Source organism: Clostridium sp. AF20-7 (assembly GCF_003479275.1).
Lineage (GTDB): Bacteria > Bacillota > Clostridia > Lachnospirales > Lachnospiraceae > Otoolea > Otoolea fessa.
Genome location: NZ_QUGF01000012.1, coordinates 75,088 through 84,332, shown reverse-complemented (window position 1 = coordinate 84,332; position 9,245 = coordinate 75,088). Strand labels below are relative to the sequence as shown.

The 9,245-nt window shown below is 43.7% G+C and carries 10 protein-coding genes and 1 pseudogene; 9 read left to right on the top strand and 2 right to left on the bottom strand.

The window, feature by feature from the left end:
- Positions 1-51: 51 nt before the first annotated feature.
- The 4 genes and pseudogenes from DWX68_RS12970 to DWX68_RS12955 all read left to right on the top strand — a co-directional run.
- A pseudogene (locus DWX68_RS12970) lies at positions 52-327 on the top strand (conjugal transfer protein TraE); the annotation flags it as partial.
- Between the two features lie 3 nt (positions 328-330).
- Complete coding sequence (locus DWX68_RS12965) at positions 331-2,049, top strand: C40 family peptidase (protein WP_118629789.1); 1,719 nt, start codon at positions 331-333, stop codon at positions 2,047-2,049.
- Between the two features lie 13 nt (positions 2,050-2,062).
- A complete protein-coding gene (locus tag DWX68_RS12960) occupies positions 2,063-2,320 on the top strand; it encodes a DUF4315 family protein (protein ID WP_002304378.1) in 258 nt (85 codons plus the stop codon).
- Entirely contained in the window at positions 2,310-2,993 is a 684-nt protein-coding gene (locus DWX68_RS12955; RefSeq protein WP_118629787.1) for a DUF4366 domain-containing protein, read from the top strand. Before DWX68_RS12960 ends, DWX68_RS12955 begins: the two co-directional genes overlap by 11 nt.
- Positions 2,994-3,236: 243 nt before the next feature.
- On the opposite strand, the gene DWX68_RS12950 is transcribed toward DWX68_RS12955, so the two are convergent.
- Positions 3,237-4,532, bottom strand: coding sequence for a tyrosine-type recombinase/integrase (locus DWX68_RS12950; protein WP_014080634.1), 1,296 nt, complete (start codon positions 4,530-4,532; stop codon positions 3,237-3,239).
- A gap of 86 nt (positions 4,533-4,618) precedes the next feature.
- Positions 4,619-5,248 (bottom strand): helix-turn-helix transcriptional regulator, encoded by a 630-nt coding sequence (locus DWX68_RS12945; protein WP_003505395.1) that lies wholly within the window; start codon positions 5,246-5,248, stop codon positions 4,619-4,621.
- Positions 5,249-5,422: 174 nt separating this feature from the next.
- Here DWX68_RS12945 and DWX68_RS12940 point away from each other — a divergent pair, with 174 nt between their 5' ends.
- The 5 genes from DWX68_RS12940 (at position 5,423) to DWX68_RS12915 (ending at position 8,921) form a co-directional block, all read left to right on the top strand.
- On the top strand, positions 5,423-5,653 hold the full coding sequence (locus DWX68_RS12940; protein ID WP_008115699.1) for a helix-turn-helix domain-containing protein: 231 nt from the start codon (positions 5,423-5,425) through the stop codon (positions 5,651-5,653).
- Positions 5,654-5,916: 263 nt separating this feature from the next.
- Positions 5,917-6,231, top strand: a complete 315-nt coding sequence (locus DWX68_RS12930; protein WP_014080633.1) for a hypothetical protein — start codon at positions 5,917-5,919, stop codon at positions 6,229-6,231.
- On the top strand, positions 6,231-6,536 hold the full coding sequence (locus tag DWX68_RS12925) for a hypothetical protein (RefSeq protein ID WP_005345966.1): 306 nt from the start codon (positions 6,231-6,233) through the stop codon (positions 6,534-6,536). The genes DWX68_RS12930 and DWX68_RS12925 overlap by 1 nt, the downstream gene beginning before the upstream one ends.
- Positions 6,512-8,233: a MobA/MobL family protein gene (locus tag DWX68_RS12920; RefSeq protein WP_008115703.1), complete on the top strand. Its 1,722-nt coding sequence runs from the start codon at positions 6,512-6,514 to the stop codon at positions 8,231-8,233. Before DWX68_RS12925 ends, DWX68_RS12920 begins: the two co-directional genes overlap by 25 nt.
- A complete protein-coding gene (locus tag DWX68_RS12915; protein ID WP_014080632.1) occupies positions 8,211-8,921 on the top strand; it encodes a DUF6040 family protein in 711 nt (236 codons plus the stop codon). The genes DWX68_RS12920 and DWX68_RS12915 overlap by 23 nt, the downstream gene beginning before the upstream one ends.
- Positions 8,922-9,245 lie beyond the last annotated feature (324 nt).

The window sequence follows — 9,245 nt, the reverse complement described above, 5'->3', positions numbered from 1 at the left end:
GTGTAGGAAACCTACCGCCAACGGCGGCAAGGCGCCTTTACCCTACCCTACGACCTGCTTCGTTCCCCGGAGATTGCCAACATCCTCGAAAACTCTGATTTCATCTATATGCTGAATCAGGCAAGCGATGACCGAAGTATTCTGGCGCAGCGGCTGAACATTTCGCCGCATCAGCTGTCCTATGTAACCAACTCCGGTGAGGGCGAAGGGCTTCTGTTCTATGGCAATGTGATTCTGCCGTTCATTGACCGATTCCCGACCGATCTGGAACTGTATCGCATTATGACCACGAAGTTAAATGAGGTGGCACAGGAAAAGGAGGCGTAATGTATGGCGAAAAGACCTACACGACTCCGTTTTACCGAAGATGACCTTGCAGATTCTCATGTGAAGAAAGCTGCCGACCGTGCAGATAAGGCGGTTGACAAGGCTGAGAAAGCGGCAGATAAATTGGCTTCCAAAAAGGCAAAGCCAAAACTAAAGCTGGAAACAAATGCAGCGGGTTCCCGTAAAGCAAAGCTCCGTTTTGAAAAAGCGGAGTTTACGGAAATCGAGCGTCCATCTGTGGCAAAGCACATGGCAAGCCGTGGTGCCGCAGTCACGCTCACATCCAAAGCACATCAGGCGGTGTCAGAATATGAGGATGATAATATCGGCGTTCAGGCTGTGCAGGAAACGACCAAGGCTGTTGAATCCACTGCTTATACCGTCGATCATGCCGTTTACAGCCACAAGCTGAAAGCCTACGACAAGGCAGAAAAGCTGGTAGAAAAATCAGATAAGGCAAATGTAAATGCCCTGTATGAGAAGTTCAAAAAGGACAACCCCGATGCCGCTTCTAATCCCATTTCCCGATGGAAACAAAAACAGGCAATCAAAAAGGAGTATGCAGCGGCGAAGGCAGGCAAAGGGACAGCGAAAGAAACTGCCGTTAAAGCAACAAAGAAAGCAGCCCAAAGCACCAAAACGATTACAGAGAAAGCGATGGAGTTTTGCACCACACACTCTAAAATGATCCTGTTTGTTTTGATTGCTGGACTGCTTTTTATGATCCTCTCAGGGATGTTCTCGTCTTGTTCGGCTATGTTCCAAGGCGGCACACAGATCGTTCTGGGAACCTCTTTTACCGCAAAAGAGGAAGATATTATCGGTGCGGACAATGATTACAAGGCTTTGGAAGCTGCGCTCCGCAATGAAATCAATAATATCGAGCGTACTCATAGCGGATATGACGAGTACCGGTATGACCTTGATGAAATCAACCACAATCCTTATGAGCTTGCGGCATATCTGACGGTAAAATTCGAGGACTACACCAGAGATGAGGTGCAGGCTACCCTGCAATGGCTGTTTGAGCAACAATATGAGCTGACCCTCACAGAAGTAGTAGAGATTCGTACACGAACAACATCTTCTACTGATCCTGAAACGGGAGAGACAACAACAGAGGAAGAAGATTACGAATATTATATTCTGAAAGTGAAGCTCAGAAATAAGGGCTTGAACAGTGTGATTTCAAATTCCGGATTGTCGGAAGATGATATGGAGCGATATAGAATTTTGCTTCAGACAAGGGGCAACAGATCGGATATTTTCGGAAATGACATTTACGCCACCCCTGGCGGCGAGTACACCGATTATGATATTCCGGGCGAAGCGCTGACAGACACAAGATTTGCCAATATGATTCGGGAAGCTGAAAAATATCTGGGATATCCGTATGTGTGGGGCGGCAGCAGTCCTTTGTCCTCTTTCGACTGCTCCGGCTTTGTTTCCTGGGTTATCAACAACTGCGGCAACGGTTGGAGTGTTGGTCGTTTGACCGCAAACGGTTTGATGGGCGTATGCGACATTATCCCGAAAAGCTCTGCCAAGCCGGGAGATTTGATTTTCTTCCAAGGCACTTATGATACCTCCGGTGCATCTCACGTCGGTATCTATGTTGGCAATGGTATGATGATCCACTGCGGAAACCCCATTTCCTACGCTTCTATCGAATCGAATTACTGGCAACAACATTTTTACTGCTTCGGCAGAATCAGAAACTAAGGAGGAATGTCGATTGAGTGCCAAATTAGACAGAATTGGTGCAGACCTTGAAAAAGCCCGTAAGAAACGGGCAGAATGGGATGCCAAGGTGAAAGACCTGGAACGCAGATACCGTGAGGAGGAAAATTCCGAAATCCACGAGATGGTTCATGCTGCGAACCTGAATCCCGAACAGCTTTCCGAGCTGCTCCGTATGTTTGCTGCGGATATGGCTCCAAAGCCTGATACGATCAATACTATGAATGAGGAGGAAACGCAGAATGAGATTTAAGAAAATTGGAGCCGCATTGCTGGCGTGTGCAATGTGTTTTGGCGTGTTTTCTACAACGGCATTCGCCTATGTAGATGAAAACGCAGCGACCGAAGAACCTGCGGTCGAAGAAAAAGTTCCCGAAAAAGAGCCGGAGGAACCGATGCTGCCGCTTACCCCGGACGGCAACCTGACTTTGGTTGATGATGCCGGTTCACCTACGAAAAGTGGAAAGCAGTTCATTACCGCTGTAACCAAAAACGGAAACTACTTCTATATCATCATTGACCGTGATGATAAGGGCGAGGAAACCGTGCATTTTTTGAATCAGGTGGATGAAGCCGACCTGCTAAAGCTGATGGACGAGGAGGAAGTTGCAGAGGTCACTAAGCCGGTTGAAGAAACAAAGCCGGAAGTGGTTGAAACGGTTCCTGAAGCTACAGAACCTACTCCAGAGGAAAAGCCGAAATCCATGAATATGCTCCCGGCGATTCTTACTCTGCTTGTGCTTGCCTGTGGTGGTGGATTCTTCGTATTCAAGAAAGTCCAGGAAAAGAAGAAGGCACAGGAAGCGGCAAAGCCTGATCCGGATGCAGATTATGTGGACGATGACGAGGACTATGGATACGATCCGGAGTTTGAGGACGATGATGCAGATAGCTCCGTCGATGAAGATGATAATGAACCTGTGTAAACAGGATAGGCTTGATGCCTGGGCAGCCTTCGGGTTGCCTTTACATATAGAAGTGGTTTTTCAAAAACCGATGTGATATAATTTGTAGCATAAACGAAAAGACAAATCGGAATTTGTGGAGAGATTTCTTGAACTTTCCTTATTTTACGGGCTTTCCAGCCCCTTAAATAGTGAAATGATATGTATTTTCCCTTATTTTTGACCTTATGCGGAATCAGCAAGGGAAATAAGGGAATTTTTTATTTAGTCGTTGCCTGCCACTTTATCAAGAAGTCTGGCGGAGTTCCGCTTTGCCTTTCTTGTAGAGTGGGCGTAGACATTCATTGTGGTACTGACATCAGAGTGCCCTAACAGTTCCTGCACATCTTTTGGGGCAGCTCCGTTTGAGAGGAGGTTGCTTGTGTAGGTGTGTCGCAACTGGTGGAAATGGAAATTCTCAAATCCGTCCAGCCTTTTTGCAACTGATCGGCAGGCAATGCTGAGTGTGCTTGGCAGTTCCAGACATCCGTCCGGTCTCAGGCAGACAAAGGAGATTTCCTTGTAATCTACCGGGATTTCTTCGGTTCCGTCCAGATGATAATATTCATAATACACTCTGTTTTTGTCCTGTGCTTCCTTGTAGAAATTGCGGTGGTAAAGTTCACCATACTGCATCCGGCTTTTAAGCTGTTTTTTTCTGGCGGTTTTCAGTATTTCAGTCAGAGTATCGCCAAAATCAACAATCCTTACTTTCTTTCGCTTGGTCGGTCCGATGATGTTTTTATGTTTTGTGCCATCATAGCGGATACTTCTTTTAATGGTCAGGCATTGTTCTTCAAGATTGATGTCCTGCCATGTCAATCCGCAAACTTCACCGATACGAAGTCCCGCATAGTATGCGATCTGGATTGGCAGGATTGCAGGTGGATTCTTTACTTTGAGGTATTCTATCAGTCTCTCATAATCTTCATGGGAAATAGGCTGTATGCCTTCTTCTACCTCATCATCTGAGAATAAATCCACATCCTCTGCCTGTTTTTTCAGCTTAATATACTGCATAGGATTAAAAGTAATCAACTGTTTTGGAAATACTGCAAACCGGAAAGCCTGTTGTAATACTGCTGAAAAGGAATGGATGTAATCTTTACTGTATCCTTTTCTCACTTTTCCATCTGGAAATTCCCCACCGAATGTAAGCAGATCGAGAAATGCCTGTAAATGTTCAGCAGTAACGGTTTTTAATTTGCGTTCTGCAATCGGATGTTTCTTGATACAACGGATTGCACCAAGATAATTTTCCACTGTACCATTGCTGAGTGTTCCGACTTTCAGTTCTTCTTCCGCCCACATATCAAGAAGTTCTCCTACAGTAAGATTATCTGTCTTTGCGACAAATTTCTTGCTTTCGTAATCATCCATTGCCTGACGGAGCAGTTTTTCCGTTTCACTTTTACTTTCTGTTCCAGCGTATTCTTTCTGAACCAGATTGCCGCTTGCATCTTCTACATAGAAGCGGTAGTACCATTTCTTTCCTTTTTTTCTTACAGATCCTTTTGCCATAATCGTGTGTCTCCTTTCGATATCAGACAATCGGAACTGATGAAATGCTTCTTGCGTGTAAGTATATCATAACTCCGGTTGTCGTTCTATACCGAATCGGAATCCTCATACAAAACTTCTGATAAAAGATTTTCAAGCCTTTGTTCTGCCATTTCCGGTTTCTTGGAATAAAGCCTTACGATATCTGCCATGTCGTTAAAGGCATTAACAGTGTGGGTGATCTCCCGGAGAAACATAATCTCGTTATATTCATCATTCGATTCAAACCCCATTACTTTTGCAATATCAGCTTCATTCGTGTTGCCCTTGTAATTCTTGCAGGCAAACTGGAATGATTCCAGAAACAGGTTATATTGCTTTAACATCAACAGCAGTAAATCTTTGGAAAAAGCATCTTCCTTTTTACTAAGGTCGAGAGGTAACTGTTTGAGAATATCGCCCATTGCATCACGAATCTGTAATTCTTTCTTATCCGTAATATCGGTTTCGTATTCATCGGTTTCCCCTCTGAGCCATTCAATAGATACATGAAGTGCTTCCGAAAGACCTTCCAGCACCATCTTTTTGGTATTGTCAATCGAACCATTCTCATAACGCAGGATTGTGGAAGCGGTAACTCCCATCTTCTCTGCAACATAAGGCTGTGTCAGATTTAATTCCAGACGACGCTGTTTTGCCCTGCTGCCTATCAGCTTGCGTAGTTCTTTATCTTTCATGCTGATTGCCTCCTTTTTCGGTATGTATGAATTATAGCATGTACCTCACATAATTGCAATATGCAATATAATAATTATTTTTAAAATTTCATAACGCTTGACAACACAATATAAAACCGCTATACTAACAGCACAACAAAAATTGCATAATGCAATTCATAAGGAGGTGACAAGATGACGGAAAGAAAGATTGCATTATCCATCGAGGAAGCAGCCGACTATACAGGAATTGGCAGAAACACTTTGAGAAAGCTGGTTGAATGGAAGAAGCTTCCGGTATTAAAAGTCGGAAGAAAAGTCCTTATTAAAACTGACATTTTAGAAAAGTTCATGGAAGCCAACGAGGGGCGAGATCTGAGGGATAAAGGAAATGTAAAAACTGTCACAAGAAATGTGGCAACTTAAAAAGGCGGCTTCCTACGAAACCGCCAAAGGTTCTATCAGACCGAAGCCATGATATACCTACACGCAAGAGGATTATACCATGTGCTTCTCCTGATATGCAACCGGGAACTAATGTTTATCTTGTCGGAAAAACATCGACAAGATAATGCTCCGCAAGGATGCACCACGATTCTGATTGGAATTATGTCAACAGAGCTGACCAGAATCGTGTGCCAAATCTTAGCAGAGCAAGATTTGATTATAAGAGAAAGGATGAAGACGATATGGCGAAATCAACAAAGACTTATGAAGAAAGAATACGTGCATTAGAGAAAAAGGAACAGGAAAGCATCGAAGCTACCAAAAAGCTCATTGCACAGCGAAAGGAACTGGAAAAGAGAAAGAAAGCCGAGGAAAGTAAAAAACGAACCCACAGGCTCTGTCAGATTGGCGGTGCGGTGGAATCGGTTCTTGGCTGTCCGATTGAGGAGGAAGATTTACCAAAGTTGATAGGCTTCTTAAAAAGGCAGGAAACAAACGGAAAGTTTTTCTCAAAGGCGATGCAGAAAGAGCCACTTACAGATATGGAGGAAGTGTAATGGCGGAGGGAGTGGTTTTTCCATTCCCTTCATTGCCTTTGAATGAAGGGCGCACTTATGGACAACCAGAGGTCGTCCTTATAAGTTTGCCACAAGTGGCAACCGGTCTGCGCTTACGCTTGCCGGGCTCGTTCCGTCGGCGGGGCTTTCAGCCAGACCTGCTCATGCCGCAGGGGGCACTCTTGCGCAGAGGGCGTTCCGACAGCTTCACTTCTGCCAAACCAGAAGAAGATGCTGTCGGAAATCAATGCCGGATACGGCAGAAAGGGGGAATCGTATCATGGCGATATTTCACTTTACAGTAAAGATTGTCGGGCGCAGTAAAGGAAAATCTGTCATATCCGCATCGGCATATCTTAATGGAGATGTGATGAAGAATGAGGAAACAGGCAGAATCAGTTACTATACTTCCAAAAAGGAAGTCGTCTACACCAGTCTGATGATGTGCGAAAATGCACCTCCTGAATGGCTGCATGTACCGGAAGAAAATATAAAAAGGTTTCAACAGTCTATCCGTTATAAAAGAGCGGATGATAAAGATGCCGCACTGGAAAAGTTTAAAATCACATTTCAGAAACAGCGTCTATGGAATGAGGTATTGAAGATAGAAAAAAATGCAGATGCACAGCTTGGACGCTCATTTGAATTTTCCCTGCCGAAAGAATGGAGCAGACAGGAACAGATTGATTATACAACCGAATATATTCAAAAGACTTTCGTGGACGAGGGAATGTGTGCCGACTGGAGCATACACGATAAGGGCGACGGGAACCCACATGTGCATTTACTTGTAACCATGCGACCATTCAATCCAGACCACTCATGGGGCAGCAAGGAAGTCAAGGACTGGGATTTTGTCAGAGATACTGACGGAAATATCGTGGTTGATGAATCCCACCCGGACTGGTGGCAGGATAAGAAAAATCCAGACCGTCATGGAATCCGTATTCCGGTACTTGATGAAAACGGAGTACAGAAAGTCGGGGCAAGAAACAGAAAACAATGGAAAAGGGTTCTGACTGACGCTACCGGCTGGAACAATCCAAAGAATTGTGAGTTATGGCGAAGCGAATGGGCAAAGATGTGTAACCGGCATTTATCCATAGACAATCTGATTGACCACCGCTCTTATGAAAGACAGGGCAAATTGAAAGTCCCTACGATTCATGAGGGTGCAGATGCAAGGAAGATTGAGGAAAAATATCTCACCGGGCAGATAAGGAAAGGTTCATGGAAGGTCGAGGAAAACCAGATGATAAAAAAACAAAATGCACTGCTGCAAAAGGTAATTGCAACCTTTGGTAAGGTATCCGGTGCATTGTCGATGTGGAGGGAGTGGTTGAATGACATTAGAAGAAAGCAAAGAAGTAATTCCCATGATGGAAGCAATGATTACACAGATAGAGGAACAGCAGAATATCATGGCAGAGATGCTTCAGGAGATACAGGAAAAGGACGAGAAGCTGATGTGCTTTCAGGAGCAGGAAGAACGATTGCAGCAATTAGAGAAAGAATTGTCAGAGCTGCTACAAATCTTACCGGATACAGAAGAACTGTTGATGCTTCTGGAAGAAAAGACAGACCAGATACAGAAACTCACAGACGAAAATCAGCAATGGCAGGAATTGGCACAGAAATTAAACAGCGAGAACCGGCTATTGCAGAAACAGAACAGCGAATTACTGAACTTGAACAGCAATTAGAGAAAGGAAGGTTGATTGATGAACGAATTAAGAAACTCAAAGAGCGACGATCAACTGGAAGAGTTGCTTCTGCTGACAGAGCAGATGCAGGAAGAACTCGACCAGAAAGACCGGACTATCAGGGAACTGAAAGTGCAGCTCGACGAATCGCTGACCTTGAACGAGAAGTTAAACAGCGAGAACAAAACAGAGAACATTCAAGCCTTAAAGAACGACTTGAGGAAAACAAAAGAATTGTTGCAGAGCGAGAAAGAGAAAACACACACCGTCCAAGCCATGATAGAGGAATGTCGAGATAAGCAGAGACAGGCAGAACAGGAACGGGATTATGCACTCTCCCATCAGAAAAAAGTAGAGATACCGGTTGAAAAGCCGGTACTCTATCAAAAGTGCGGGAATTGTAAACAGACAGCTTATCTGAAAGCTAAGGAAAAGTATGATATGCAGAGGGAAAAACTGGCAGGCAGATATAAAACAAAAACAGCCATGTATGAAGCATTGATGTTTCTGCTGATATGGTATTCCGTATCAACTACTCTTTTTCAGATGATACGGTCAAAAATATTTATTTCTGATTGCGTGGTATTCTTTGATACAATCGCAACTTTCACACAGACCATTGCTGGCTGGGTTGTACTGGCAGGAAAGAACGTGGCACAGATTAGTGATGGAATATCCAATCCTGTCGTTGCTGGAATTATAAACTGGCTGATAAGAATATTGATTTGCGGTGGATGTCTGGTGGGTGTGGGAATACTTTTGGCATTCATCGAAATAAAGATTGCAGGGCTATATAAGAAATACTGTTGGGATATGATTACCATAATGGTGATACTTGTAAGTATGGCAATAGCTATCTACTTTGGGGATTGGATAAAGGAAGTATTGCCAATCAATCTGCTATTTCTCTTATTATTCGTGCAACTGGTATATGTTGGAATCAGGTGGTATGTAAAGGGATGGCGGGAAAACAGAGGTTATGTTTAAAAATAAAAAAATTGTCTGAGACGCAGCGAAGTAAATAAAATGAGTAGTATTATAAGAAGTCAGCAGTGCGTGAATAAACTGCTGGCTTCTTTTTTGATAGATACAGTCACTCTCAGAGAGTGTGCAGGATAGTAAAGTAATAATATCAACATGCCGATATAGAAAATGCAGGGAAGCATTGTATTTCAAAGAGTTTGAGATACAATGCTTCTGCGTTTCTATAGGAGATAGTCGTTCTATGCGGAAAATAGTCATTTGATGCGGAGAATGATCGAGCGGAAGATTTGTTTGATATAATAAAGAGTGCTAGGTGAGACTTGTATG

Bases quoted from the DNA above. Each gene is read 5' to 3' on its own strand.
- DWX68_RS12965 (WP_118629789.1), top strand. From the start codon at position 331: ATGGCGAAAAGACCTACACGACTCCGTTTTACCGAAGATGACCTTGCA.
- DWX68_RS12955 (WP_118629787.1), top strand. From the start codon at position 2,310: ATGAGATTTAAGAAAATTGGAGCCGCATTGCTGGCGTGTGCAATGTGT.
- DWX68_RS12950 (WP_014080634.1), bottom strand. From the start codon at position 4,532: ATGGCAAAAGGATCTGTAAGAAAAAAAGGAAAGAAATGGTACTACCGC.
- DWX68_RS12945 (WP_003505395.1), bottom strand. From the start codon at position 5,248: ATGAAAGATAAAGAACTACGCAAGCTGATAGGCAGCAGGGCAAAACAG.
- DWX68_RS12940 (WP_008115699.1), top strand. From the start codon at position 5,423: ATGACGGAAAGAAAGATTGCATTATCCATCGAGGAAGCAGCCGACTAT.
- DWX68_RS12930 (WP_014080633.1), top strand. From the start codon at position 5,917: ATGGCGAAATCAACAAAGACTTATGAAGAAAGAATACGTGCATTAGAG.
- DWX68_RS12925 (WP_005345966.1), top strand. From the start codon at position 6,231: ATGGCGGAGGGAGTGGTTTTTCCATTCCCTTCATTGCCTTTGAATGAA.
- DWX68_RS12920 (WP_008115703.1), top strand. From the start codon at position 6,512: ATGGCGATATTTCACTTTACAGTAAAGATTGTCGGGCGCAGTAAAGGA.
- DWX68_RS12915 (WP_014080632.1), top strand. From the start codon at position 8,211: ATGATAGAGGAATGTCGAGATAAGCAGAGACAGGCAGAACAGGAACGG.